This is a genomic window from Nocardia sputi (genome assembly GCF_023501985.1).
In genome coordinates this window covers 102,942-127,685 of the sequence record NZ_JAMFLC010000013.1, presented here as the reverse complement: position 1 = coordinate 127,685, position 24,744 = coordinate 102,942, and the positions used below count along the sequence as shown (strand labels likewise).

General features: G+C 66.8%; 23 protein-coding genes. 8 read left to right on the top strand and 15 right to left on the bottom strand.

What is annotated here, in order from left to right; all coding sequences use genetic code 11:
- Positions 1 to 30: 30 nt before the first annotated feature.
- The 3 genes from M8859_RS17720 to M8859_RS17710 all read right to left on the bottom strand — a co-directional run bounded on the left by M8859_RS17720 (position 31) and on the right by M8859_RS17710 (position 4,310).
- Positions 31 to 975, bottom strand: coding sequence for a hypothetical protein (locus M8859_RS17720; RefSeq protein WP_249644563.1), 945 nt, complete (start codon positions 973 to 975; stop codon positions 31 to 33).
- A gap of 684 nt (positions 976 to 1,659) precedes the next feature.
- Positions 1,660 to 3,429, bottom strand: coding sequence for an arginine--tRNA ligase (gene argS / locus M8859_RS17715; protein WP_249644562.1), 1,770 nt, complete (start codon positions 3,427 to 3,429; stop codon positions 1,660 to 1,662).
- Between the two features lie 89 nt (positions 3,430 to 3,518).
- Positions 3,519 to 4,310: an SDR family NAD(P)-dependent oxidoreductase gene (locus M8859_RS17710; protein ID WP_249644561.1), complete on the bottom strand. Its 792-nt coding sequence runs from the start codon at positions 4,308 to 4,310 to the stop codon at positions 3,519 to 3,521.
- Positions 4,311 to 4,451: 141 nt separating this feature from the next.
- On the opposite strand from M8859_RS17710, the gene M8859_RS17705 reads away from it, so the two are divergent.
- Entirely contained in the window at positions 4,452 to 4,910 is a 459-nt protein-coding gene (locus M8859_RS17705; RefSeq protein WP_159924926.1) for a winged helix-turn-helix transcriptional regulator, read from the top strand.
- 137 nt (positions 4,911 to 5,047) lie between these two features.
- Here M8859_RS17705 and M8859_RS17700 read toward each other — a convergent pair whose 3' ends face one another.
- Positions 5,048 to 5,635: a dihydrofolate reductase family protein gene (locus M8859_RS17700; protein ID WP_159924928.1), complete on the bottom strand. Its 588-nt coding sequence runs from the start codon at positions 5,633 to 5,635 to the stop codon at positions 5,048 to 5,050.
- Positions 5,636 to 5,783: 148 nt separating this feature from the next.
- Here M8859_RS17700 and M8859_RS17695 point away from each other — a divergent pair, with 148 nt between their 5' ends.
- Positions 5,784 to 6,785: a sigma-70 family RNA polymerase sigma factor gene (locus M8859_RS17695; protein WP_249644598.1), complete on the top strand. Its 1,002-nt coding sequence runs from the start codon at positions 5,784 to 5,786 to the stop codon at positions 6,783 to 6,785.
- A gap of 232 nt (positions 6,786 to 7,017) precedes the next feature.
- On the opposite strand, the gene M8859_RS17690 is transcribed toward M8859_RS17695, so the two are convergent.
- A complete protein-coding gene (locus tag M8859_RS17690) occupies positions 7,018 to 7,284 on the bottom strand; it encodes a hypothetical protein (RefSeq protein WP_223520499.1) in 267 nt (88 codons plus the stop codon).
- Positions 7,285 to 7,545: 261 nt separating this feature from the next.
- Here M8859_RS17690 and M8859_RS17685 point away from each other — a divergent pair, with 261 nt between their 5' ends.
- A complete protein-coding gene (locus tag M8859_RS17685; RefSeq protein WP_504928420.1) occupies positions 7,546 to 9,081 on the top strand; it encodes a helix-turn-helix domain-containing protein in 1,536 nt (511 codons plus the stop codon).
- 73 nt (positions 9,082 to 9,154) lie between these two features.
- On the opposite strand, the gene M8859_RS17680 is transcribed toward M8859_RS17685, so the two are convergent.
- Both M8859_RS17680 and M8859_RS17675 read right to left on the bottom strand, forming a co-directional pair.
- Positions 9,155 to 9,373 (bottom strand): MbtH family protein, encoded by a 219-nt coding sequence (locus tag M8859_RS17680; RefSeq protein WP_159924941.1) that lies wholly within the window; start codon positions 9,371 to 9,373, stop codon positions 9,155 to 9,157.
- Between the two features lie 310 nt (positions 9,374 to 9,683).
- Complete coding sequence (locus M8859_RS17675) at positions 9,684 to 10,427, bottom strand: phosphopantetheine-binding protein (RefSeq protein ID WP_249644560.1); 744 nt, start codon at positions 10,425 to 10,427, stop codon at positions 9,684 to 9,686.
- Between the two features lie 1,115 nt (positions 10,428 to 11,542).
- Here M8859_RS17675 and M8859_RS17670 point away from each other — a divergent pair.
- The 3 genes from M8859_RS17670 (at position 11,543) to M8859_RS17660 (ending at position 14,423) form a co-directional block, all read left to right on the top strand.
- A complete protein-coding gene (locus M8859_RS17670) occupies positions 11,543 to 12,811 on the top strand; it encodes a hypothetical protein (protein WP_249644597.1) in 1,269 nt (422 codons plus the stop codon).
- A gap of 93 nt (positions 12,812 to 12,904) precedes the next feature.
- The gene (locus M8859_RS17665; RefSeq protein ID WP_159924943.1) at positions 12,905 to 13,183 is read left to right on the top strand and encodes a hypothetical protein; all 279 of its coding nucleotides are present in this window, start codon (positions 12,905 to 12,907) and stop codon (positions 13,181 to 13,183) included.
- Positions 13,184 to 13,583: 400 nt separating this feature from the next.
- Positions 13,584 to 14,423, top strand: coding sequence for an alpha/beta fold hydrolase (locus M8859_RS17660; RefSeq protein ID WP_249644596.1), 840 nt, complete (start codon positions 13,584 to 13,586; stop codon positions 14,421 to 14,423).
- Positions 14,424 to 14,659: 236 nt separating this feature from the next.
- On the opposite strand, the gene M8859_RS17655 is transcribed toward M8859_RS17660, so the two are convergent.
- From M8859_RS17655 to mftA, 6 genes are all read right to left on the bottom strand, one after another.
- Positions 14,660 to 14,863 carry a hypothetical protein gene (locus tag M8859_RS17655; RefSeq protein ID WP_195139953.1) on the bottom strand — a complete coding sequence of 68 codons (204 nt, stop codon included), beginning with the start codon at positions 14,861 to 14,863 and terminating at the stop codon, positions 14,660 to 14,662.
- Positions 14,860 to 15,807 carry a hypothetical protein gene (locus tag M8859_RS17650; RefSeq protein WP_195139952.1) on the bottom strand — a complete coding sequence of 316 codons (948 nt, stop codon included), beginning with the start codon at positions 15,805 to 15,807 and terminating at the stop codon, positions 14,860 to 14,862. Before M8859_RS17650 ends, M8859_RS17655 begins: the two co-directional genes overlap by 4 nt.
- A 180-nt stretch (positions 15,808 to 15,987) precedes the next feature.
- Positions 15,988 to 17,439 (bottom strand): mycofactocin dehydrogenase MftG, encoded by a 1,452-nt coding sequence (mftG, locus tag M8859_RS17645; RefSeq protein WP_249644559.1) that lies wholly within the window; start codon positions 17,437 to 17,439, stop codon positions 15,988 to 15,990.
- 100 nt (positions 17,440 to 17,539) lie between these two features.
- Positions 17,540 to 18,940, bottom strand: a complete 1,401-nt coding sequence (gene mftF / locus M8859_RS17640; RefSeq protein ID WP_159924951.1) for a mycofactocin biosynthesis glycosyltransferase MftF — start codon at positions 18,938 to 18,940, stop codon at positions 17,540 to 17,542.
- A gap of 229 nt (positions 18,941 to 19,169) precedes the next feature.
- Positions 19,170 to 20,723: a mycofactocin radical SAM maturase gene (gene mftC / locus M8859_RS17635; RefSeq protein WP_249644558.1), complete on the bottom strand. Its 1,554-nt coding sequence runs from the start codon at positions 20,721 to 20,723 to the stop codon at positions 19,170 to 19,172.
- A 16-nt stretch (positions 20,724 to 20,739) separates the two neighbouring features.
- Positions 20,740 to 20,838 (bottom strand): mycofactocin precursor MftA, encoded by a 99-nt coding sequence (mftA, locus tag M8859_RS17630; protein WP_159925163.1) that lies wholly within the window; start codon positions 20,836 to 20,838, stop codon positions 20,740 to 20,742.
- A gap of 399 nt (positions 20,839 to 21,237) precedes the next feature.
- Between mftA and mftR2 the strand changes: the two genes are divergently transcribed.
- Together mftR2 and M8859_RS17620 are read left to right on the top strand one after the other, a co-directional pair.
- Positions 21,238 to 21,876, top strand: a complete 639-nt coding sequence (gene mftR2, locus M8859_RS17625) for a mycofactocin system transcriptional regulator MftR2 (protein ID WP_159924964.1) — start codon at positions 21,238 to 21,240, stop codon at positions 21,874 to 21,876.
- Positions 21,877 to 21,937: 61 nt separating this feature from the next.
- Positions 21,938 to 22,993, top strand: a complete 1,056-nt coding sequence (locus M8859_RS17620) for a ferredoxin--NADP reductase (RefSeq protein WP_159924966.1) — start codon at positions 21,938 to 21,940, stop codon at positions 22,991 to 22,993.
- Between the two features lie 62 nt (positions 22,994 to 23,055).
- On the opposite strand, the gene M8859_RS17615 is transcribed toward M8859_RS17620, so the two are convergent.
- Both M8859_RS17615 and M8859_RS17610 read right to left on the bottom strand, forming a co-directional pair.
- On the bottom strand, positions 23,056 to 23,796 hold the full coding sequence (locus M8859_RS17615) for a DNA alkylation repair protein (RefSeq protein WP_249644557.1): 741 nt from the start codon (positions 23,794 to 23,796) through the stop codon (positions 23,056 to 23,058).
- Positions 23,797 to 23,848: 52 nt separating this feature from the next.
- Positions 23,849 to 24,610 (bottom strand): glutamate racemase, encoded by a 762-nt coding sequence (locus tag M8859_RS17610; protein WP_159924970.1) that lies wholly within the window; start codon positions 24,608 to 24,610, stop codon positions 23,849 to 23,851.
- Positions 24,611 to 24,744: the final 134 nt, after the last annotated feature.

Sequence of the window (24,744 nt, the reverse complement as noted above, 5' to 3'; positions counted from 1 at the left end):
TACCGATTGAATTCTGTCTCGAACTGTTCATCAGGGCAGCAATCCCGGCGTGGTCTTGAACTCGACCCCGTCGGTCAGATCGGAAAGATATCCCTTCAGCGCCCTATCCCGTAGGAAATCTGTCACCGGATGATCGAACCGGCGTAGAAAAGCCGAGAAATCGGGCTCTACGCGCCTGCCTTCCTTATCGTCCCGGGTTTCCGCGAGGTAGTGGAAATCGGCCCATATCGTGCCGTAATCGAGATTACCCGGCGCTTCCACACTGTATATCTCCCTGATGGTCCCACCCGGCGCCTTGATCCAGCGACTGACCGCCAGATCGATTCTGCCCAGACTGCCCAGTTGGTTCTCGTCCAACTCGATGAGCTTGCCATCGGGGCCAGGGACTTTCGACATCGACGACCCGATGAGCGCCGAGTTCTTCACGTCTTGGTTGAACCGGCCCTCCGTATGGAAGTCGTGCAAGATGTATTTGAAGGAGAAGCCGGCGCGCGCGGGGATGATGTCGCGCCGGGTCCCGTTCTTGGGCTCCGAAGAAAGTTCCATGAACTCCCGGACCTTCTCGTACAGCCGGTGAACTTCCGGCATGATGAGCCGGTACCACTCGTAGAAACGCTTCATCGAAGAGCCCGGCCGCGTCAGAGACAGCTCGTTCGAGGTGGTCAACTGCAGCCGGAAATCAGCATCAGCGTCCTTGTAGTGCACGCCCACCGAGTCGTCCGCCGAGGTGCGATTCAACTGGTCGAAGCTGTACAAACCGGATCGCGCGAGGAGTTCGTACGCCTCCTCGTAAACGCAGTCCGCCAGCATGCCCATCTTCGACGAGTCATCCCACGATTTGAACCGTGGGAAATTAATGGTCAGCCGGAAAAAATTTATCGCCGTGAGGTGCTTGAAAATCGGCGCCTGGGAATATTGATCCCAGTCCACGAGGAAGGCCCCACCACTCCCCCCATCCTCCCCAAACGAGGACATGACACTCCTAATGCAAAAGGCGCGATAAAGTTATCGACGTCTCACCAGCGAGGCCAATACAATTATTGCTACAACTTCGCCGGCAACACGCTTGCCAGCCTATCCGACGGACCCCGAATACCAATGGATAGTTATCATTTCGCAAAGATTAGACCTGCACTCGAACCGTAATCTGACGATCTCCCCGACCATAGCATCGATCTCCCGGGCGGCGCGGTGTTCCGCGCAAGCGAATCACGCTGTTCCCCAGGAAGTGCCGCGTCTCCAGGGAACTAAGGGCACACTTCCCGTTGCATGCGATAGAAGTGATGGCGAAGACGGCTGGAAGATTCAGAATGGTTGGCAGTCAGAGGCATTCACTTCCGAGCGATCGGCCGGCAGATCGACAGGCGGAGCAGCACGACACCGAGTTCCGCGTGCACCCCGACATCCCCGCCTGGGCTGCCCCGATTGCGGTCCCGGCGGATCGCGTGGATCGGGGGTTGCCGCGGCCCGGTACGCAGCGTTCGCCCTTGCTTCCGCTCGGAGGAGGCCCCGGCACTGGTCATCGGGCGTATGTGCGGGAGTAGGCGAAAGCGTCGCGAGAGGGCGATGGTTGCGGCCACGAGAGTGGAGCAGGTGGTGAAGTCGCAGTCGCGGTGCAGGATGCTTGCGGTGGCGGCGTTTCACCCTACGGTCGTCGGCTCACATGCGTTCAGGTGCTGCGATGCCCAGGAGGTCCAGTCCGTGGGCGAGGGTGCGGGCGGTGAGTGAGCACAGTGCGAGGCGATTGGTTCGCGTCGGTTCGGGGGCGGTCAGGACGGGGCAGTTGTCGTAGAAGGTGGTGAAGTCGCGGGCCAGGTCGTAGAGGTAGCCGCACAGGCGATGCGGTTCCAGGGTGGACCCCACTTCCGCGACGGCGCTGCCGTACGCGTCCAGCTCCAGAGCGAGTGCGCGTTCGGCTGGTTCGAGAGCATGCTCGGCATCCACCTCCGGGGTCGGCTCACCGGCTTTGCGGAGAATGGACCGGATGCGGGCGTGCGCGTATTGCAGGTACACCGCCGTGTTGCCGGTGAGGGCGGTCATGCGGGCGAGGTCGAAGGTGTAGTCCTTCACTCGTGAGGTGGACAGGTCGGCGTACTTCACCGCGCCGATGCCGGACTGCTTCGCGATCGAATCCAGCTCTGCCGCGGTGAGTTCGGGATTCTTCTCGCGCACGACCTCGCGGGCACGGGAGACCGCGTCGTCCAGCAGGTCCAGCAGGCGCACGGTTCCGCCCGCGCGGGTCTTGAAAGGTTTGCCGTCGGGGCCGAGCACCGTGCCGTAGCCGATGTGCGCGGCCTCGACGGTTTCGGTGAGCCACCCGGCGCGGCGGGCGGTCTCGAAGATCAACTGGAAGTGCAGGGCCTGGCGCGAGTCCGTGACGTACAGCAGCCGCTGGGCACGCAAAGTGCCGATGCGGTGGCGGATGGTCGCGAGGTCGGTGGTGTCGTAGCCGTAGCCGCCGTCGCGCTTGCGCACCATCAGCGGCACCGGCTGATCGTCGGGGCCGGTCACCGTTTCGGAGAACACGACCAGCGCCCCGTCGCTCTCGACCGCGATGCCCTTGGCGACCAGTTCTTCGATGGTGTCGGCGAGCATCGGGTTGTAGAACGACTCTCCCACGTTGTCCTCCGGGGTGAGCAGCACGCCGAGCCGGTCGTAGATGTCACGGAATGCCTTCTCCGACTCGGCGACGATCTCGCTCCAGCGGGCCAGCGTCGCCGGGTCGCCGGCCTGCAACGCGACCACCCGCGCGCGGGACCGGTCGGCGAACTCCGGGTCGGCGTCGAAAGCCGCCCGCGCGGCCCGGTAGAGACCGTCGAGGGCCGAGACCGCCGAATCCTCGCCGCCGTCGAGGTCGTCGTGGCGCCACCGCGCGTCGGGGTGCTCATCGAGATATTGGATGAGCATCCCGAATTGAGTTCCCCAGTCCCCCAGATGGTTCTGGCGGATCACGTGCGCGCCGAGGAAGTCCAGCACGCGGGCCAGGCTGTCACCGATGATCGTGGTGCGCAGATGCCCGACGTGCATCTCCTTGGCGATGTTGGGGGCGGAGTAGTCGACCACGGTGCGGCGGCCGTCCTCGGTGGCCGCCACGCCGAGCCGATCGTCACCCAGCCGGGCGGCGACCTGCTGCCACACGGCTCGGTCGGACACCGTGACGTTCAGGAATCCCGGGCCGGACAACTCCACCGACCGGATCGACCGGTCGGGCGCGGAAGCCAATGCCGTCGCCAGTTCGGCCGCGTAATCCGACGGCCGGAGCTTCAACCGCTTCGCGAGTGCGAGCGCGGCATTGGACTGGAAGTCGGCGTGAGTGGATCGTCGGACCACAGGGTCTGCCCCCGCCGTTTCCGGCCGGGTTCGGTCGATCGCGTCGGAGACGGCGGCGGCGACCTGATCGAGCAATGGCAGAACCCCGGAGTGGGTCACGGAAAAGATCCTCCTGGTTGTAGGGATGCGTCAGTATCCCAACCAACCCGGCATCGATCACGTGAGTTTGCGGTACGTTCCGGGCCGGGTCAGTCGACGACCATGCCGCCGGTGAGGTTGGCGACCGCCCCGGTGATCGCGGCGGCGCGGTCGGAGGCGACGAAGGCGGCCACGTCCGCGATCTCGGCGATCGTGGGCAGCTGTTTGCGCAGCGTCCGCTCCGCCATGCGGGAGCTGAATGCGTCGCGGCTGATGCCATAGGCATCGGCGTGCAGGCCATACACCTCGAAGAGCTGCGGCGATTCCGGCATTCCCGCCGCGTTCAAGCACACGACCCGGACGCCGTGCGGTCCGAGCTCGGCGGCCAGCCCCCGCGACAACGCTTCGATCGCCGCCCATGCCGGCGCCATTCCTCCCATCAGCGGGACGGCCGTTCGCGACGGAGACGCGGTGATCGTCAAGATGACGCCCGACCCCTGGCCGGTCATGCGTCGCGCGGCGGCTCTGGCGGTCAGGAAGTTGGCCTTGGGATAGGTGGACATCGGCAGGTCGAAGCCGTCGAGGGGCAGGTCGGCGATCCGAGTGCCCTGAATACCGGTCTGGGGCAGGCCGATCGCGTTGAACGAGATATCGAGGGAGCCCGCCTCGGCGACCACCGCGTCCGCGTGCTTTTCCACGGCGTCCTCGTCCAGCACGTCCACCGTGGCGACGTCGGCGACACCACCCGACGCCCTGATCTCGTCAGCGACCGTCTCCAGCGTGGAGCGGGTGCGTCCGGCGAGGAACACCCGCGCCCCTTCGCCTGCGAAAGCGCGCGCGACCACGCTTCCGACGGCTCCTCCGGCTCCGTAGACGATCGCGTTCTTCTTCTCGAGCAGCACTACTGACTCCTTGGTCGGGACCGGCCATCGATCCGGGTGGGCAGGTGCGAGCACCGCCGACAGAATCTGGTTTCGTGATGAAACCAGATGAACATAGCAGTCGGAAGTTTCGTGATGCAACCGCTGGGATATGCTGAGACGATGCTCGGCCGGACGTACGAAACGCAGGACTGCTCCGCGGCGCGGGCGCTCGAGATCGTCGGTGAGCGCTGGAGCCTGGTGATCATTCGTCATGCGCTCTTCCGGGGTGTCACCCGCTTCGGGGACTTTCAGCGCAGCCTCGGGATCGCGCGCAACATCCTCGCCGCCCGTCTCGATTGGTTCGTCGAAATGGGGCTGATGGATCGGCGTCCCGATCCGGCCGGATCGTCGTACCACGAGTACGTGCTGACCGAGAAGGGCCGCGAACTGCAACCGGTGATCGTGGCCCTCACGCACTGGGGTGACCGATGGGCCGCGCCAGGCGAGCCGCCGGTCGTCCTCCGGCACACCGCGTGCGGCGGCGCGGTCCACCAGCAAACCGTTTGCCAGGACTGCGGTCGACCCGTGGGCATCGACGCGGTCGAAGCGCAGCCCACGGCGGGCCACCCGGTGACCTGACCTACCCGATCGAGCCCCGTTTGCGGCGGCGGTCGACCGGGGGGCCGGGGCCACAGCCGCCGAGGAGCACCCCGGCTTCAACCCAGCAGGCGGGCGGGGCGACCTCGACAGCCCATCAGTGCTCATCTATACCGGGCTCACGCACGCTGAGCATGTCGGACGTGCTGATAGACGAGAAAGACGAGGCTCGAGCCGACCGTGCGCACATCGATGAGGCGCAGAGATTTCTTGTCGCCGGTCTCGCCGAACAGTCGCCGTCCGGCCCCGAGCACGACCGGATACACCGTCAGCCGCAGTTCATCGACGAGGCCGTGCTCGATCAGCGCGTGGACCAACCGGGCGCTGGCGTAGACGACGATGTCACCGTCCAGCTCCCGCTTCAGTCTCGAGACCTCGTCGACCATCTCACCCGCGAGGACTGTCGAGTTGCTCCACTCGGCCTTCCCGAGGGTCGAGGACACGACGTACTTGGGCAGGCTGTTCAATCTGTCCGCCCACGCGCCACTCCTGGACAACCAGCGCGCGGCGAACCACTCGTCGCTGCGCCGGCCGAGCAGCAGCGCCTCTGCGCCCCACGCCTCGGCGAGCTGGAGCTCGGCCCACGCTTCCCGGTCCTCGTCTCCGATCTGGAGGAACCAACCGCCACGGTCGAAGCCCTCCGCACCGGTCGGATCCTGGACGACTCCGTCGAGCGAGACGTTCTGGCTGATGATGATCTTTCCCATTCGGGTCTCCTGAGTCGGCGACAGCTACCACCCGATACAGACACCGCGACGGCGGAGAAGTGGCGCTCGCCGACCGACCCCTTTGCGCCGTGGATGGTGTCTGTACACGATGGAAGTGCCCCGACGCGCGGGAGTAGGTGATGCGAGGGTGGTAGCCGGTGACCTGATGTCCCGGGCGCGAGCCGGAGACGGCGAGGCGTTCCGGGAGCTGATCGCGCCCCACCGCCAGGAGCTCCAGGTGCATTGCTACCGGATGCTCGGATCGTTCCAGGACGCCGAGGACGCCTTGCAAGAAACGCTGCTGTCGGCCTGGCAGAGCTTCGGCGGGTTTCAGGGCCGCGCCTCGCTGCGCACCTGGCTCTACCGCATCGCCACCAACCGGTGTCTCAATGCGCGCCGGTCTGCCGGGCGACGCCGTGCCAAGGAGTGGGACGTGCCCGGCGTCGAACCGCCCGAGCCGACCCGTCTCGGCGAAATCGCCTGGTTGGAGCCATTTCCGGACGCACTGGCCGAGGGTGTCATCGACGCGCCGCTCGGCCCGGAAGCCCGCTACGAGCAGACCGAAGCCATCTCCCTTGCCTTCGTGACCGCGCTGCAGACCCTGCCGCCGCGCCAAGTCGCCGTGCTCATCTTGCGCGATGTGCTCGGATTCCACGCCGAAGAGGTGGCGGGCATGCTGGACTCGACGGTCGACTCGGTCAAGAGCGCTCTCAAACGGGCGCGCGCGGGCTTGCGGTACCGACGGCCCACGAGCGTCTCCCCGCCCTCCTCCTATGCACCCGCAGAGGAGGTGATCGTGGCGAGATTCGTCCGCGCGTGGGAATCGGCCGATCTCGACGCGCTGGTGCGCCTTCTGACCGACGACGTCTTCGTGTCCATGCCACCGATTCCCTTCGAATACCAAGGCCGAGACGTCGTGGCGCGTTTCTTCGCCGGTATCTTCCGGGCGGGCCGGAGATTCGACCTCGTTCCGACGCGAGCCAATGGTCAACCGGCGCTCGGAGCCTATCTGCGCGCGCCGACCGGCATCCGCTACGGAACCGGCCTTTACGTCCTCACCCTGAGCGGAGACCGGATCAGCGCCATGACGCGCTTCGACAACAGCGTGCTCCCGTCGTTCGGGCTCCCGCGATCGCTTCCGAGCGCATAGTCGACATCCCGGCAGCGGATGAATTACTCGACGGCTCCGGAGATTCCATCTGCCGAAGGAGCGGAGCCTGTCGCGCTGCGCGAACACCGGTGGGTCCTCGTATCCCCGTCGTACGGAGACACGAGGACCCCGGCGCTGATCGGGTCCCCTCGCCATAGCCCCGATCAGCGGGTGAACACCGCCGCCGCGCGGATCACGCCGATCGGCAACGAGTTCGAGCGCCGACGTTCGGTCAACGCGAGTATCCGTCGGCCCGGCTGTCGGGCACGACTCGGCCGGACGCGACCAGGGTGCGGAAGGCCGCCTGCTTGCGCGGGCAGGCATCCGCGCGGCAGGGGCGGTGGCCCTGCATCACCCGATGCGCCTGTTCGACGGTGAACGGCTCATCGGGCGGCCGGTGCGCGTCCTCGGCGCGGCAATGCGGCAGACAGGAACCGACACCGACGATCGCTCCTACCAGCAGCGCGCACACGCTGAGCATGCTCAGCAGCGGGTTCATGGCCGTTCACGGGCCGTCGGCCTGCCGGGAGCAGAATGCCGATGCGGCTAGATACTGCCGGCAACTCGCGCCGTGCCCGGCGTGCACGGCGCAGAGAAAGCGCGCGCGATCGTAAGTAAGACCGAGTGGCTCCTGAGAGCAGTCGCGGCTTTGAATCAGCAACAGCTCACGGACATCCGAGTGCAGCACTTCCATCCTCAACCTCCATCAGCGCAGTGCACCCGGCACCGAGAGGACGCCGCCGGACCGCGCTCGACACGGATGGATCGGGCCGTGTCGGGACCGTGCGCCGGGTTCCGGACAACGGGCGCCCTCGACAGGGTTTGGGCGGACCCCCGATGCCGGGTGCGATTCAACAGTGCGCGTTGCGATTCGGTAGATAACAGACCCGAATGCGGTAATTGCGAGTACTTTCCGTTTGTAGCGGCCTGGAGGGAGGAACAGAGACCTATGGTGGAGGTCGACTGGACGGGTGAAGCTGTACATGCGCTTCGCACGGCGATGAAGCGGAGCCGTTACGAATTCGCGCGTCTAGTGGGCGTCACACCGCGCACCGTGGTCCTGTGGGAGAACGGCCGGACAACCCGGATGCACGCCGCTAGCCAGCGTCTCCTGGACAGGGTCCTGTCGGAAGTCGATTCCGTCGTCGTCGCTCGATTCGAACGGGCGATCACAGCGGGCCGGGAGCCGGCCTCCGATGGTGCGCGCGCCGATTCGGCGCCCGAGAGGCACACCAAGCTCGGTAGGGAAATCGGGCTCGACAAGGAAGTCGAGGAAGACGACGTGAGAAGGCGAGAACTGCTGGCCTGCATCGGCGCGGGCCTGGCAGGCCAGGCTGCGGACCTGGTGGCGAGTGAACCGGAGCGGATGCTGGCAACCCTGGACGCGGGGTCGATCAGCGAACGGCGACTGGCGTTCCTGGAACAGTCTGCCGAGGTCCTCGGCACGCGGGTGGTCCAGGTGCCGCCGCACGAGTTGTTGCAAACCGGGCTCGAGCAATTCCGTTTGGTCCGTGGGTGTCTCGGCGAACGACAGCCCACCCATCAGCAGGTCCGGCTGGTGCGCACCGCTGGCCGACTGGCGAACGTGGTCGGTGAGATCCTCTTCAACGAGGGGCATTTCGGCCAGGCGCGCATGTGGTACGCCACCGCGATCCATGCCGCACAGGACATCGGCGACCGCTATTCGGAAGACATAGCCTTGGCCGGTCTCGCGTATTTGCCGACCTATAGCGATAAACCAAAGGAAGTTTTGCAGTTACTCGACGGTCGCTTGCAAGAAAATCCGTCTTATGGCCCGGCGGCCGCATGGTTGTGGGGAATGGCGGCGCGCGCACACGCCAGCCTCGGTCATGCCGACGAATTCGCACGGTGTATCGCACGATCGGCTTCGGCATTGGACGACGTCGGGCCGGAAGACCTTTCGGTCGGTATCTTTTCTTTCCGCCCGGAGAAACTCGCCTTTTATCAGGCGATCGGATATTCCCGCCTCGGTCGCGCCGAGGAGACCGCCGCGGCGGCCGCCCACGCCATGGCGCTGTACGACCCGTCGGAGACCATGGAACCCGCCCTGGTCCGCTTCGAGCACGCCACGGCGCTGCTGGCCTCCGGCGAGATCGATGAAGCCTGCGCGGTGGCGACCAGCGCGATCACCAACACGCGCACCTACATCGGACTCACGGTTACCAAACGCGCCAAACAGTTCGACTCGGCGCTCGGCGGCCTGCGCACCAGAGCCGTCAGCGAATGGCGACAGCAAGCGCACGCGGTGATCGCCTCCGCGCACACCGAGGTCTGAGCCCGCGGACGTGGGCGGGGCGCGCCGGTCGGCAGGGGGACGAGGGCCGGCGCGCCCCAGCGTACTCAGGTGGTCAGTTCGCTTCGCCGGACACGGAGCCGGGGAGCGAGTCGGCGCGCATATCCACCCAGTGGGTCTGCACGTACCGCAGGCACGCATTGCGGTTGGCGGCGCCGTAGGCGATGGACCAGCCGCCGGGGACGGCGGCGAAGATCGGCCATAAGGAGTGTTCGCCTTCCTGGTTGATCAGGACGTAGAACATGGCGTCGCCGTCATCGAACGGGTTGCTCATTTCCGATTTCCTTCTTCCGCCGAACCAGGGACGGGACTCCCGGGTGAAGTCCGTCGTGCTGGGCGACAACGATCCGCGCGATACGGGTCAGGGGCGCGAAAACTCCCACGCCGAGGCCTCGAAAGTGGCCGGGGTCGTGAACAGAATGCCGTCGTGCGCGTCGATATTGTATTCGTCCGAGATCCGCCTGATCCGATCGACTGCCGAATCATACTGCATCGCAGAGTCATTGGGCCGACCGATCGAACCGGTGGTGAAGATGCCGCGGGCGCACCGGAGTCGCGTGGTACGCGTCGGACACCGGCGCCGCCTATCTGCCCGCGCGCATAGCGCGCGATGGCGGCTCATCGAAGAGATCCGCGCCGCGAATGGATTGCGCTGGAACCCCCGCCGGTACCGAACCTTCCCCGAGTCCGGCACCGGCGGAGCTCTCGGTGACCGTGAGCTGGAGCTTGGTCACTCCGGTATCCAGGGTACTGGTGGCGACCGACAGTTCGGGCAGTTCGAATGCGATTGCCCCGGCGTTGTGAAAGGCGCGCGACACCTGGCACAGCGGATGGCGTGAAAGCGGAACCAGCGGCGGCCGTGGCCGTGCCCGCAGCTGCGCGACCAAGGACGCGCCGCCGATTCCACCGGCCCGCTCGACGAGTTCGCCGGGTTCGGCCACCGTGCAGGCGGCGAACACCTCGCGAACTTCGAGCGGGCAGTTCAGGTCGGCGGAGAACCGAGCGGCGACCTGCGTGGTCACCGAACTGTTTCCGCCGAGTGTGAAAATGTCGTCGTTCCGACCGACCAGCTTGTTACGGAGCACTTCGGCGCATGCCCGCGTGACCGCTTGCTCCACGGCGGTCAGCTCCGGCCGCGCGACATAACCCCAGGCGAGCTGTACCCCCGACAGATACAGCTCACCCGGCGCCCCGACCGGTACCGGCCGAAGCCGTGCATCGAGGACGTAGAGCCCGGTGTCGAACACCGGCGTGCCGAGCGGCACCGAGAGGGTACCGGTGTCGGCGAGTTCGGGAAAGGGGAGGTGGACCGGCTTCGTATCGCGCACCAGAGCCTCCTACCCGGCGAAACAACGGCTATCCGAACCTTGGACAGCACGAACAAGCCGTGCACCCGGCTGCCCAGCCCGGGTGCACGGCGTCGACCACCGATGCGAGTCGATGATCAGGGCAAGAGATGCGAGGCGCACTCGCGCGAAAACCGGCCAATCCTCCAACGTCGTCGCCGTGGAGCGGTCGCCACGGCTGAATCAGCTACGTCGCACGGTCCCGATCCGTGCAGTGCGAACATTAGGCGCTCCGCGAATAAAAAGGAACTCTCCCCCGAAAATCCTGGACGTATGTCCAACCCGACCCTAGACGGCGGATGCGCGCGGTCGGCCTCGAGCGAGTCTGCGTTCGAGGCTTGTTCGGTCCTTGCCCCTGCCCACGGGGTCGTCTCCGGCTGTGGTGCGCCGCGTTCGATCGGCCGCGGTGAGCTCGAGCAGTATGTTCACACGTCAAGGCGAGCGAGCGCATCATCGAGCGGAACAGCGTTGCGCGCGGCGAACTCACGGCGGGCGCGAAGTTCGGCGCGGGTCCGCGGCCGGTACTTCGGTGCCCGGCCACAGCCGCACGGTTCGAAACCCTCATAACGCAGTCCGGCGCCGACCACGGCGGCGACTACCGACCAAGCCCGGCTGTCACGGCGAGGGGGCGCCGCGAAGTCATGCCCCGCACACGACATCGGTGTACCGCATCGCGGGCAACGGTGCGCTACAGCGGCAGTCGGCGGGTGCCGCTTGAACGACACCCGGCACGCTACGCACACATAGTGCAGTTTGTAGTGCACGAAAGCGTAGGTACACATAAAGCGACGATATCCCCACCGTTCCGGCCCGGCCATCGCTTTTCACCAGCGCTGGGATCTCCCGTTGGCCGATCTGCTGCCGGGTCGACATCGGCGTCGTGTTCAGTGGTCGGTTCGCCCCGGCGCGATGCCGTGCTCGCCATGGCTGGGAGTCGCTTCGCTACCGACTGGCGTGTCGCGCGGAAGTAGTCTCAGTGTTCGGAGAGGTGCTCCGTGTTCCCTCGAAGTGAAGACGACCATGGCGCCGCGAGGCGGGAGTCAGCAGAGGTATGAGGACTGTTGCCAGGAGATAGGCTGCAGCGGTTTCTCGTGGAGATGGCCGATCGCTTGCGTAACCGCCCTGTGCCACGCGCGGCGGAGCATCTCGAGGGCACCTACAGAGGCCCGACCGGCGCGGATGGTCTTCGAGCTGTCAGCCATGGGCACCGTGAGCTCGACGAGTCGAATGCCAAAGTGCTGAAACGCACCATGGATGACACCGCGTCGTCGGATGGGAGATCTGCAAGACTGGCTCCCCCGCTCGACCCTCGCAACAGGGTCAACCGTCATGGTCTGCCGGAAACTCAGCGCCGCTATCCGGTGGACAACTACATCAGAATGTGGGAGCGCCACCACGGCCGACGGATGACTCCCGAGGAACGGAAAGTACTGCGCTCCGGGTGCATCGGCGTCACAAAGCTACGCCTCAGCCAGCTGGACCTCAAAGCATCACCACCGACGAACCTCGCCTTCGCCGATCCGGATACGCACCGGATGATGCAGAATGCCGAGAAGGTTCTGGCACCTGGAGAAGTGGCCAACGCGACGGTAAAAGATTGGCGGCAAAGGATCACCGACGCGGAGAATTTTGCGTCGAAATACGGGAGAAGGCGAAAGTTCACAAATTTCGATGGCAGTAAGATCAAGGTCTCCGACTATATCCGACACGCTCAAGAAAATCTAGCGAGGGCGAGAGCGGAAGCCAGAGAGACATGGTCGAAACTGGCCAAGGAGCACATCAAAGAGTTGCGGGACGCTCGGCGTGATGCGCGGGTCGAGGGCGATATGCGCACCTTCGAGAAGGTGCGGAATTATAAGCGGAAATTCGAAGATATCTTGGCTACCAAACCAGCGGCCGCCGAGGAGTTCCTGCGCCGGGTGAAAGCCGACCCCGACTTGGCCCAGCTGCGAGGCGTGGGGGATCACCTGCCGCCCGGCAATCCTGCGGAATGGGAGCTGGTGATTTACTCGAAACACTTCTGGTCCGGTCAAGAGATAGTGCACGACAGCAGTGGAAACCAGGTTGTCAAGAAGGACGGTTCGCCCCTGGTCAGGCCGACGACCACTCCCAATGCCACCCGGTTCGCCCCGGACCCGACCACGGGCCAGGTCGACATGTCAGGGGATCACGACCAGCCGAAACCTGGGCATACTAATTACGACTACGGATTGTACGACGAGGAGACCGGCAGCTGGTGGCATGCCAATCATGGGGATTGGCGAGAATTTCCCGAATTCGGGGATCCGGTGCTGGATCCAATGAAGGTGTATCAGAGCACACCGGATAAGTTCTTCTCCAGACCCCCGATTTCGACAGCTCGGTAATTTGCATCGGATTCGCCAAGGCTACTCCGTGACCAGAAGAATCGCCGGAATACCCGCACTGCCAGTAGGCCATACAGTGGTTAGGATGTGAGAATGGACCTCGCCGATTACGTCGACCAAACTGCCATACTGTTCGGGATCGCCGAGAACGCGGCCGCTGGCGCCGTTCTACGGTGCGGTGAGGCCTCGCATGTGTATATCGACGGCCTTTCCCAATGGGACGACAGCGACCAGTATGCCGCCTTCGAGGTCACCGGCACCCTCGTCGAGGAGGGCAGTGACGATCACATCCACGCCGGTGAAGGCCCTGTCATCCATGGCATTGGCAGGCACTATGTCATGAAGAACGCCACCTGGGAACGTATCTCGTAACAGTCGGGGCAGCAGTGTGCTCCCCCAACTTCTTCGACTCCGGTGCAGGCCGGGGCTGGAGCGGTTACGGCGTGCCTCCATGTGGGTCGAGGCTTGGCCGAGGTCATCGCCGCTGCCCCAGGTCGGCGGGCATTGCGGCCGAGTATGCGGCGGCTCTGGGCGCCGGGTCCGTTGCTTCAACGGGGGGTGCCGATCACCGCCATGCTCGGAACTCCTCGAAAACAACGGATCTGACCTCAACCCTGGATAACTGGTCCGGGCACGATTGGAGCGGTGTCGCCCGTGGTCGGCACTCACTCCTTTCGGCCGCACCGATGATTTCCGGGTGGATCCGTCGTCGGTACCTCTGGATATACCGACAGACAGGAGTCCAGGCATGACGAGACCATTGCGATTCGGAATGACCACGGTACGGGCGAACGGTGTGGATCTCGGCATCGAGAGCTTCGGCCGCGCGGAGGATCCGCTGGTCCTGCTGGTCGGCGGCACGACGATGTTGTCCTGGCCCGACGCGCTGTGCGAGCGGCTCGCCTCGGGCGGGCGGCGCGTGGTCCGCTACGACCTGCGTGACTCCGGCGCGTCGACGACCCTCGACCCGGAGAATCCGGCGTACGACCTGCGGGATCTCGTCGCCGACGCGGCCGCGGTGGTCGGGGCGCTCGGCGCCGGGACCGCCCACCTCGGTGGGGTCGGTGTCGGGGGGATGGTCGCTCAGGTCGCCGCGCTGGATCACCCGGAGGTGTTCTCCGCACTGACTCTCGTCGGCACCCGGCCGGTGGCGCCGGGCCCGGTCGACGAGGACCTGCCCGACCACGACCCCGCGGTCATAGACGCGCTGTTCTCCCACCCGATGCCGGACTGGACCGACCGGGATGCCGTCGCGGCGTTCGCCGCCGCGGCGGCCGAGTCGAAGGGCAACGATCCGCGGGAAGCACGGGCGACGGCGGCCCGAATCTGGGACCGGACGCCGTCGAGTGATCCCGCGGTGCACCAGGCCAACCAGCTCGGGATGGTGTTCTCCCGGATCGACTGCGCCCCGCGATGGCGGGAGCGGCTCGGTGAACTCGACGTGCCCACGCTCGTGGTGCACGGTCGCGCCGACCCGTTCTTCCCGGTCGGCAACGGCGAGGTCCTCGCCGCCGAGATCCCCTCGGCACGACTGCTCGTCCTCGACGACATGGGTACTGCCCTTCGGCACGCCGCGGCCGAGCAGGTCGCTGCCGCCATGCTCGCCCTCTGACCGCTCCACTGGACGCGCTCGGGTCGAACGATCTACCGTACGGCCGCACCCGCCCCCGATCTGAACTGCCCTTGTCACCCCACCTGAACCCACTTCATGCGGCGAGGTGTCCCGCCCGCCGTCGCCACCGCCTCCCGCAGCCGGGCGCGGCCGGGCTCCGCGCGGTGAGAGTCGATCAGCCTTCGGGTAGCAGGCGGGCCGCATCCCGGATTCAGTTCTCATCCGTCCACTCCGAATCAGATACCGAAGATTTCCCGGGCGCGGGTCTTCCATTCCTCGACCAACATGCGTGATTGCCGATCGAACTCTTGCCGGTCGGCGTCGGGCCAGGTCTCGACGTCCATGTCCAGGCCGCGTTCGGTGACGAACCGCATGAAGTGGGCGGAGGTGGCCTTGCTGCGCTGCCGAATGAACTCGCGTTCCTCAGGGGAGATGTTCACAGTTTCTTCATCCCGAACCATATCGATCCTCGCATCAGTGTCTCACCGAGCTTCGGGTCGTCCCCCTCGAGCAGGGCCAGCTCCAGAGGGGACGGATACCCGGAAACCGGCCCGTCGAACCGCGACTTCATCTCCATGAGCCGAGCAACATCGTTGCCGGATGGAACCAATCCGTCATCGATGACCTTGTCGATGCGATTGGAAATCAGATTGACTGATCTCTGCAACATGATGCGGTCGGGATTCCAGTCGTAGCCCGCTTTCGCCCAATGATATCCACCGTCCTCCCGGGACGCTTGCAACTCGATCCGATGTACTCCTGACCGCCGGAAGTAGTTTTCGATAGCTGAAGAGAAAGCGGTGGAGAAGCCTTTCCCACGGAATCCGTCTTCGAGCTTTGTGACTTCGTTGTTGACAACCAGTAGACCATCGCTGTCACGCCAGAATTCATACATCAACAGACCAGCATCCGCGCCGGAGCTATCGCGGATTTCAGCACTCATGGTAACCGTTGCCGGGTAGGTCTGCCCGAACTGCGTCGAACTCCTCTCGAAGAAAGCGTGCACGTTCCTGACGTGGTATGGCCCGTACTGACGTTCCAGCCCTTTCAATGCCGACGTCAGCTCGCGCTCGCCCACTTCTCCCCTTTTCGCGGCGTCGAAAAGATCACCGAGATGCGGCATATGCGACAGGTCCGTCACAACCCTGCCCGGCGAAGCAGCCGGCCCGGTCTCCCGAGACCCGGCACCGTCACCGTCACCGTCCCAGCGACTCGCGCGACCGAGTTCGGCGTCGACACCAACTTCTTCTCTTACCCCGTCATCGAGGACCCTGCTGACGTCACGCGACGGTTGCGAAGCAGCCTTCCCCACGCCCGGGCCCACAGCACCCACCCGCCGGACGAAGTTATGGAAGAACTCCTCCCACCTCCTGGAGAAAACCACTTCACCATTCTGGACCGCCTGACCCGGCATCCGTAGTCGGCGGAGGCGACCCTCACCTGCGTGGGCTGTTCCCGAGCCCGGATTCGACAATCGCGTGGCCCTCGTCGTCGCGGTCAAAGCCTTCGAACACGCAGACCCCGTTCGCGACCAAAAGCACCGTGTCACCGGGCTGGACCTACTTCATCCGCCGAGGTGTGCGGCCGCCTTTTCCGCGATCATCATGGTCGTGGCCTGGGGTCCACGTCCCAGCGGCACAGGAACAACGGACAGATCCACGACGGACAATCCGGTTACGCCGTGCACCCGGCACATCTCGTCGACTACAGCCGCCACATCGTCCTCCGGTCCCATGCGGCAAGTTCCCGACATATGTTGAGAGGTGGCGAGATTCGCGCGTAGCCAGTCTTCCGGATCCGGGGACTCCGGAATCGGATCGACGGGGCGCGCGTTCATTCTCCGCAGCAGCCCGCCCGCCGTCGCCACCGCCTCCCACAGCCGGGCGCGATCGGGCTCCGCGGTGAGATAGCGGTAGTCGATCAGCGGCGCGACTCCGGGTTCGGCCGACCGCAAGCGCAGTACGCCGGCCGATCGCGGGCGCATGAGCGTGACTCCGAGCCTGCGCACTCCGGGCGTGAACGACACCGAATAGGGCCGGATCTCGACATCATCGATCTCGAGCACGGTCTCCAGCGGGACGGTCGGCGGTTCGGCCAGATCGAGCAGATAGGAGATTCCCACTTCCGGATGGTCGCTGAGCCACGCGCCGACCGGGGCGGCGTGCACCACCGGGACGCCCAGCGCGCGCAGCTCTTGCGGGTCGCCGATTCCGGAACGCAACAGCAGTGTGGCCGACTCGATCGCACCGGCGCACAGCACGACGCGATCGGCCCACTCGACGCCGCTCTTGCCGTCGCGAACGCACTCGACGCCGACCGCTCGCGTTCCGTCGAAGCGGATCCGCGTGATATACGTCTCCCCCACGACGGTCAAGTTCGGGCGGGCCAACGCGGGCAGCAGATAGCCGACCCCGGGGCCGATCCGCCTGCCCTCGTCGCAGTTGCACGGCACCGCCCCCACACCCTCGCCGCTGTCGGGCGCATTGAGATCGGGCACTTCGGCGAACCCGTCGGCCAGACACGCCTCGGCGAACGCGGCGCTGACGGGGGACGGGTTCGCCGGGCGCAGCACGGGTATCGGGCCGCGGTCACCGTGCCAGGGCTGATCGCCGAAGTCCAGGTCTCGCTCGCTGCGGCAGTAGAACGGGAGCACGGAGTCGAACGACCAGGCGTCCGAGCCGCCGAGCACCCGGCACCAGGCGTCGAAATCCGCGGGCGCGGCCCGGACGAAGTAACTGCCGTTGACCGCCCCCGAGCCACCGATCAGCTTGCCGCGCACGATCGTCCCCGGCACCGGGGGATCCTCGGCGAGGGCGACCTCGTAGCGCCACAGCCATCCCGCCTCCGGACCGATCGGCAGCGCTGCCGCGTCCAGCAACTCGGCCGGCATCGAGTCGAGCCCGGTCCACAGCGGTCCGGCCTCGAGCAGCCGCACCGCGTGCGCCGGATCGGCGCTCAATCGCTCCGCCAGGACACACCCGGCGGTACCGCCCCCGACGATGAGTGTGTCGGCCATTCGGCCTCCCGTTCAGTATCTCGGCGCGGTGCGCGCCGCCGGACGACGACGCGGCGGTGGTGCGGGCAAGATTCGAGTCATCGCGGGTCGTTCGGCTCGGTCAGCGGGACGGGGTGGTGGGCTTGAGCGCTTCCAGGCTGCGCGCGCGGAAGGCGCCGAGCCACAGGCCGGTGCCGTAGGCGATGTCGTCGAGTCGCTTGTAGGCCACGTAACGCACGGGATCCAGACCGCCCGCGTCGCGGTGGGTGAACCAGTCGGCCAGGCCGTCGGCGACCGCCATGGTGAGCGCGATGTGCCGGATCCGCCGCGAGACGAGCATCGCCAGCAGGGTGATCGGCCAGTAGTGCCTGCACATCGCCGAGGCAAGGCGCCACAGCCCGGCGAAGAAGCCGCGCGCCAAGTAGATCGCGGCGATCCGGGTGGGGTTGTCCAGCCCCGTGAAGACGCGGCGAAGCCGGGTCAGCGCGGTGACCAGGGTGACGAGGCCGCCGAGTAGTCCCCACTTGGTCAGCGTCGCGAACAGGAACGCGGCCAGCAGCGTCCAGGACGGCACCGACAGCGGCGAGACCGTTCCCGCGTGCCGCTCGCCCAGCGGCGCGGCGCCGGTGCCGTAGAACAGCTTCCGGCCGAACCAGGCGCGGAAGCTCACCCGGTGGTCGTGCGCCACGTGCGCCGCGGGCTCGTAGCGCAGCCGCCAGCCCGCGCGCTCCAGCCGCCAGCACAGGTCGACGTCTTCGGCGACGTGCATCGACTCGTCGAATCCGCCTTGTTCCAACAGCGCCCTGCGCCGCGCCAGCAGGGCCGCGCTCGGCACGTAGGACACCAGTCCGCGCGAGTGCACGGCTGCCTCGCGCCTGCCCAGATCGAGCGAGGAGCGGGTGTGCTCGTAACGCGCAAGCGCGGTGGACTCCGGGTCCAGCGCGACGATCCGCGGGGCGACCAGCGCCACCCCCGGGTCGCTGAAGTGGCCGAGCATCACCTCGAGCCACCCGCTGCGCGGCACCACGTCGGAGTCCAGGAACGCGACGAAGTCGGTTGTCGCCGCCCTCAAGCCGGCGTTGCGTGCGGCCGCGGGGCCCTGTTTGCGGTCGTGGCGCAGCACGGTCACGCGGCAGCGGGTGCCTCGGTTGCGCGGGATCCGCACCGGCTGGTCGGACCCGTCGTCGACCACGACGACGTTGTGCCCCCGCAGCGCGGCGAGCAGCCGCGCCAGCCCCTCGGCGTTGTTGTGCAGCGGCACGATGACGGTGACGTCCTCCGGCGAAGGCAGCAGCCGGGGCCGGGGGTTGGCCACTCCGGAGTCGAGCAGTCGTCTGGCAACGACAGCGGACTTCGGGCCGGTCACCTCGAGGTACCCGTCACCGATCATCTCGGCGGCCTCCGGGGCAAGTCGCAGCAACCTGGCGGGCGAACCGCCGATCAGGACCCGCCCATCGGAGTATGCGCGTACCCGAGGATCGATCCGCACCCCGAATCCATCTGGCAGGCGATCATGGCGCATTCCTGGCATGCTAGGCGGAGTTTCGCGTGCGGGCAGCAACAGTCCGGAAAAACGGCGGAATTCCGGGAGAAAGCGGCCCACCACCGCGAGCCGACCGCGCCACGACCGATGCCGAGAGTTCGCTCGCAGGCTTGACTCAGCATCCGGCAACGCAGCGGCTATCGCCTGGTCGAGGACCCGGCGATAGCCACTCTCGCGCTTTTGGCACACTTTCAGCAAACTGTGGGCGTCATGCCAGCGGGTTCTCATCGCAGGCCCGGGACGGGCGGCGTTCCGGCGAAAATCCGGCCGGGCGCGTCGCGCTCAGCGTCAACGGAACCGGCCCGCCTTTCCGACCGCTCGCGCGCGGCGCGACCCGACGGGAGTGGTCGACCGACGAACGCGGGATCATCCGCGCGGTGTCGGCCAGCGCCGCCTCGCCGTAGCCTTGGACGCACTCCGGATCCGGTCCGTCGGAGGGAAGCCCGGTGAAGAACTTCGCCGCCATGCAGCCGCCCCGGCAGGCGTCGTAGTGGTTGCACGACGCGCACGCACCGCCGCCGCTGGGCTCGCGCAACTCGCCGAACAATTCCGAGGACCGCCATACGGCCCCGAAACCTCCGTCGGTCACCACGTTTCCGGCGCGGAACCGGTCGTGGATGGCGAAGGGGCAGGCATAGACGTCACCGACCGGGTCCACCAGGCAGACCACCCGGCCCGCGCCGCACATGTTCAGTCCCGGCAGCGCCTGGCCGAACGCGGACAGGTGGAAGAACGAGTCACCGGTGAGCACACCTTCCCCGTTGCGCAGCAGCCAGTCGTAGAGCACGCGTTGCTGATCCGGAGTCGGATGCAACTCGTCCCACACGTCCGCGCCCCGCCCCGACGGCCGCAGCCTGGTCAAACGCAAGGTGGCGCCGTACCTTTCGGCAATGGCCCGGAACTGGTCGAGCTGTGCGATGTTGTGCCTGGTCGCCACCACCGACAGCTTCGCGTCCTCGAACCCCGCCGCGGCGAGGTTCCCCAGTGCCCGGATGGCCATGTCGTAGGAGCCGGGTCCGCGCACGGCGTCGTTGACCGCGGCGTCGGCGCCGTCCAGCGACACCTGCACGTCGACATAGTCGCTGGCCGCGAGGCGGGCCGCGACCTCGGGCGTGATCCGAACCCCGTTGGTGGAGAACTTAACTCCCACATGGTGCGCGGTCGCGTAATCGACCAGCTCCCAGAAGTCCGGGCGCACCGTGGGCTCGCCGCCGCCGATGTTCACGTAGAACACCTGCATGCGCTCGAACTCGTCGATCAGCGCCTTGCACTGCTCGGTGCTCAGCTCGCGCGGATCGCGGCGGCCCGAGGACGACAGGCAGTGCACGCAGGACAGATTGCAGGCGTAGGTGAGTTCCCAGGTCAGGCAGATCGGCGCGGCGAGGCCGGATTCGAAGCGATCCACCAGGCGTACCGCCTTGTCCGACGGCGGGACCACCCCCGACGTCAGCGGCGGCGCGGCCGCGCCGGCGACGGCGGGCGCGGTGGGTGCGCCGGCAGGCGCACCCACGATCATGGCGGAATCGGCGAGCTGGGTCAGCGCCTCGGCGTATGCCCCGGCGCTTTCCTCCGGCACGCCCGCCGCGTGCAGTGCGCTGCGGGCCGACACGTGTTCCGGCAGCGACCGGACGATCTCGACGATCCGCGGACTTTTCAGGAAGGAGAGTTTGCGCGTACCGAAGTGGTAGAGCAGCGCGCCGAAGGGCTCCGGACGCAGCGCCACTCGCGGGTGCAGCTGCCAGCGGGTATCGAGATCGAGCATCGTCGTCGTCCGCCCGTCAGTAGACGCCGCACATGCCGTCGATGGACACCTCTTCGATGAGGCTCTCCTCGACCAGCGGCGCCTCTTCGGACGAGCGCGCGGCGGCGGCCTCCATCCGTCCGGTGTTGTCGGTGTCGGCGTGCCCGATGGACCCGTAGTCCGGCATGGTTACCTCCGCGAGGTCGATCCGTGTGCGGTACTGCACAGCGCAGCCCGTCCTGACACAATAACGTCATGAGCTGACAAAAGAACAGGTTTCAGTCACTGCGCCGGTGATCGAGCGGTCCGGCGGCCACACGCCCGGATGACCGGCCGATTCGACGCTGCGCCGAGTCTCACCGGCGGCGACGAGCCCGACACCCGGCGCTCTAGACTGCGGGTGGCAAGCAGCTGAACAGAATGTGACGGGCAGCACACGCTCGCACTGGTAGAGGTGGCATGGGAGTCGGACGAATGCAGGCGAACGGGGGCGGCGGCACGCCGTGGTGCGAGCATCAGGCCCGGAGGCGGAAGCTTGCGTAACCAGGGAGGGACCGCGAGCACCACCAATGGAACGCTGTCGGAGTCGGAGATCGTCGAGGCCGCGCTGCGGGTGGTACGTGAGGACGGCGTGGAGAAGTTGTCGATGCGGCGACTATCCCGCGAACTCGGCGTCTCGCCGATGGCGCCCTATTATTACGTCGCCGACAAGCGCGAACTGCTCGACCTGGTCGCCAGCGCGGCGCTGACCGGAGTACGCACGTCACCGCCCGAATCCGGGCCGTGGCAGCATCGGCTGCGCGACTTGGTCGACCAGATCGACGAGAAGCTGCGCAAGCATCCCGGACTCGGCGACATTCTCATCGAGCAGATGCTCGGCAAACAGCTGGACCTGATCGCCGCGATCATGGACCTGCTGGCCGAGGCGGGCTTCGACGACCGCAACGTGCTCGCCGCCTACGCCACCATCCACACATACCTGTTCGGCCGCAGCCGGGTGAATCCGCGCGACCGCTCCGCCCCGGCGGACGTCACGCTGCCGCCCGTGGTCGAGCGGGCCACCCGGTACATCGGCGACCTGCGCGGACGGTACTCCTACGACTTCGGCATGGAGGTGCTGATCGCCGGTCTCGAAGCCCAGCTTGTCCGCCAGGCGACCACCGACGTACGATGAAACTGAAACACGTTCTAGTTTTGGCGTCGCGGATTAGCCCTGCCAGGTTCGAGAGGACGACATGACCACTGTCGAGGTTCCACACGGCTCGCGCTCGGTCGTGCTGCGGGTGTCCGCGGTCATCACCGAGACGGCCGACACCCGCTCACTGGTCTTCGACGTCCCCGACGAGCTGGCCGAGAAGTTCCGCTACCAGCCGGGACAGTTCCTCACCTTGCGCATCCCCAGCGAACGGACCGGCTCGGTGGCGCGGTGCTACTCCCTGGCCAGCTCGCCCTACACCGACGACCGCCCGAAGGTCACCGTCAAACGGACCGACGGCGGCTACGGGTCGAACTGGGTGTGCGACAACGTGCGAGCGGGCGACCGGATCGAGGTGCTGCCGCCCTCGGGCGTCTTCACCCCGAAGGACCTGGACGACGATCTGCTGCTGTTCGGCGCGGGCAGCGGCATCACGCCGGTCATGTCGATCCTGAAGTCGGCGCTGGCCCGCGGCAACGGCCGCATCGTGCTGGTCTACGCCAACCGCGACCACGAGTCGGTGATCTTCGCCGGTGAGCTGCGCGAGTTGGCGGACAAGCATCCGCAGCGGCTCACGGTGATCCATTGGCTGGAGTACCTGCAAGGCTTGCCGACCGCCGACGCGCTCGCCACCCTCGTCGCGCCGTATCGCGGCTACGACGCGTTCATGTGCGGGCCGAAGCCGTTCATGGACCGGGTGCACGACGCGCTCGCGCAACTGGGCGTGCCGCGTTCGCGCACGCATGCCGAGGTGTTCAACTCCCTGGCCGGAGACCCGTTCGCCGACCAGGCGCCGGTCGAGGTCTCCGAGGAGGAGGCGGCAGACGCGGCGACCGTCGAGGTCGAACTCGACGGCGAAGTGCACGAGCTGAAGTGGCCGCGCAAGCAGACGCTGGTGGACATCATGCTGGCCAAGGGACTGGACGTGCCCTATTCCTGCCAGGAAGGCGAATGCGGTTCGTGCGCTTGCACGGTGCTGGAAGGCAAGGTCGAAATGGACAACGCCGAAATCCTCGACCCGGAGGACATCGAGAACGGCTACATCCTCGGCTGCCAGGCGCATCCGGTGACCGACCGCCTGAAAATCCAGTTCTGACGGGACCGATACTTCGTTCGCCTGATCGACCGCATTCTGCCGCGAAGTTGTGCGGGCGTCCGTCAGCGCGCGCGATAGTCGGCCCGCGCTTCGGGCAGCAGGTGTTCGGTCGCGTAGCTCAACGCGGTGCGTCCCATCGCCGCGGCGTGCCGATCGAGGAAGCCGGTGAGCAGGCCCCGGTCGACGCGCTTGCCGACTTCGCGCAGCATCCAGCCCAGCGCCTTCTGGATCAGATCGTGCCGGTCGTGCAGCAGCAGCTCGCTCACCGCGAAGGTGGCCGAGGCGTCGCCCGCTTTGATGAAGGCGAAGGTGGACAGCAGCGCCACCCGCCGCTCCCAGAGCGAATCCGCCTGCGCCAGCTCGAACAGCAGGTCACGTGGTTTGTCCAGTAGCCACGGACCGACGATGTTCTCCGCCGACACGTCCACGAGATCCCAGTTGTTCACCCGGCCACGGCGCACGGCCGCCAGGTACAGCTCCACCATGGCGGCGCGGGTGGCGTCGTCGAAGGAGCGCGGCTTGGACGCCTTTGCGAATCGCGCGTTCAGGATTACCAGCGCGGTGAACCGGTCCTCGTGCACGGCGCTGTCGAGCAGCCGGTCGATCTCCTCGAGAGCGAGCGCCGCGAAGCGTTTCGCGACAGCGCGGCTCGCGGGGACCCGGACGCCGAGGAACACGTCACCCTCGCCGTACTCCCCCGGCCCGGTCTTGAAGAACCGTCGCAGGTGTACCGCGTCGGCCGGGTTGGCCAGTTCCCGCAGAGCCGCCTGCACGTCGGCCGCGGTCACCGCCGACTCGGTCATCGATCCACGCTCCTGGTCCGAACTGCCCTGCGCGAGCGCGGCGGACGGCGGTTCACCCCTGCGCGCCCAGAACGCGGCCGGACTCGAACGCGGCCGCGCTGGCGGGCAGCGCACCGGGCCGGCCGCTGTTGAGCACCCGGACCTCTCCGGTGCCGGTGCTCGGGCGGTCGAGGGCATCGATACGCCGGATGGTCTGCGCGGCAACGGCTTGCGCGCTGTCGAACAGACGCACACCATCGGGCAGCGCGGCCACGATCGCGTCGGTGACCAATGGGTAGTGCGTGCAGCCGAGTACCACGCCCTCGACATCCTGCGGCGTCCGCGCCGCGGCGTCGGCGATCGCGTCGTGGGCGGCCGCCAGATCACCTCGGTCGATCGCGTCCGCCAACCCGTGGCACGCCACGCCGACCACGTCGGCATCGCCGCCGAATTTCGCGATCAGATCGGCTTGGTAGCGGCTGGCCGTGGTCGCCGCGGTGGCCCAGACCGCCACCGACCGGCATATTGCCGCCGCGGGCTTGATCGCGGGCACGGTGCCGATCACCGGCACGCCGGGCCCGACGTCCGCGCGCACGTGCTCGAGCGCCGTCACGCTCGCGGTGTTGCACGGCAGGACGATCACCTCGGCGCCGGACCGGAGCGAGGTCCGCGCGGCCTCCACGACCCGCTCGACGACCCAGTCCTCGGGCTTCGGCCCCCACGGCGCCCCATCCGGGTCGAGTTGCAGCAGCAGATCCACATCCGGTCGCAACTTGCGCAACCAAGCGGAGGTGGGCAGCAATCCCAGACCCGAGTCGATGAGCGCGACGATCACCGCACCACCGTATACAGCCCCGCTGACAGCCACGCACACCGCTCACGGCCCTGCACGCGCTCCGCGCCGGCCGCGCCCACCTGTGCCGCGACCGCCACACCGCGCCGGGGTCCCATTTCCGGCGATCGAGAACA

Bases quoted from the DNA above. Each gene is read 5' to 3' on its own strand.
- M8859_RS17720 (WP_249644563.1), bottom strand. From the start codon at position 975: ATGTCCTCGTTTGGGGAGGATGGGGGGAGTGGTGGGGCCTTCCTCGTG.
- M8859_RS17705 (WP_159924926.1), top strand. From the start codon at position 4,452: ATGCTCGGCCGGACGTACGAAACGCAGGACTGCTCCGCGGCGCGGGCG.
- M8859_RS17700 (WP_159924928.1), bottom strand. From the start codon at position 5,635: ATGGGAAAGATCATCATCAGCCAGAACGTCTCGCTCGACGGAGTCGTC.
- M8859_RS17690 (WP_223520499.1), bottom strand. From the start codon at position 7,284: ATGAACCCGCTGCTGAGCATGCTCAGCGTGTGCGCGCTGCTGGTAGGA.
- M8859_RS17685 (WP_504928420.1), top strand. From the start codon at position 7,546: ATGGATCGGGCCGTGTCGGGACCGTGCGCCGGGTTCCGGACAACGGGC.
- M8859_RS17680 (WP_159924941.1), bottom strand. From the start codon at position 9,373: ATGAGCAACCCGTTCGATGACGGCGACGCCATGTTCTACGTCCTGATC.
- M8859_RS17670 (WP_249644597.1), top strand. From the start codon at position 11,543: ATGGCCGATCGCTTGCGTAACCGCCCTGTGCCACGCGCGGCGGAGCAT.
- M8859_RS17665 (WP_159924943.1), top strand. From the start codon at position 12,905: ATGGACCTCGCCGATTACGTCGACCAAACTGCCATACTGTTCGGGATC.
- M8859_RS17660 (WP_249644596.1), top strand. From the start codon at position 13,584: ATGACCACGGTACGGGCGAACGGTGTGGATCTCGGCATCGAGAGCTTC.
- mftG (WP_249644559.1), bottom strand. From the start codon at position 17,439: ATGGCCGACACACTCATCGTCGGGGGCGGTACCGCCGGGTGTGTCCTG.
- mftF (WP_159924951.1), bottom strand. From the start codon at position 18,940: ATGCGCCATGATCGCCTGCCAGATGGATTCGGGGTGCGGATCGATCCT.
- mftC (WP_249644558.1), bottom strand. From the start codon at position 20,723: ATGCTCGATCTCGATACCCGCTGGCAGCTGCACCCGCGAGTGGCGCTG.
- mftA (WP_159925163.1), bottom strand. From the start codon at position 20,838: ATGGAGGCCGCCGCCGCGCGCTCGTCCGAAGAGGCGCCGCTGGTCGAG.
- M8859_RS17620 (WP_159924966.1), top strand. From the start codon at position 21,938: ATGACCACTGTCGAGGTTCCACACGGCTCGCGCTCGGTCGTGCTGCGG.
- M8859_RS17615 (WP_249644557.1), bottom strand. From the start codon at position 23,796: ATGACCGAGTCGGCGGTGACCGCGGCCGACGTGCAGGCGGCTCTGCGG.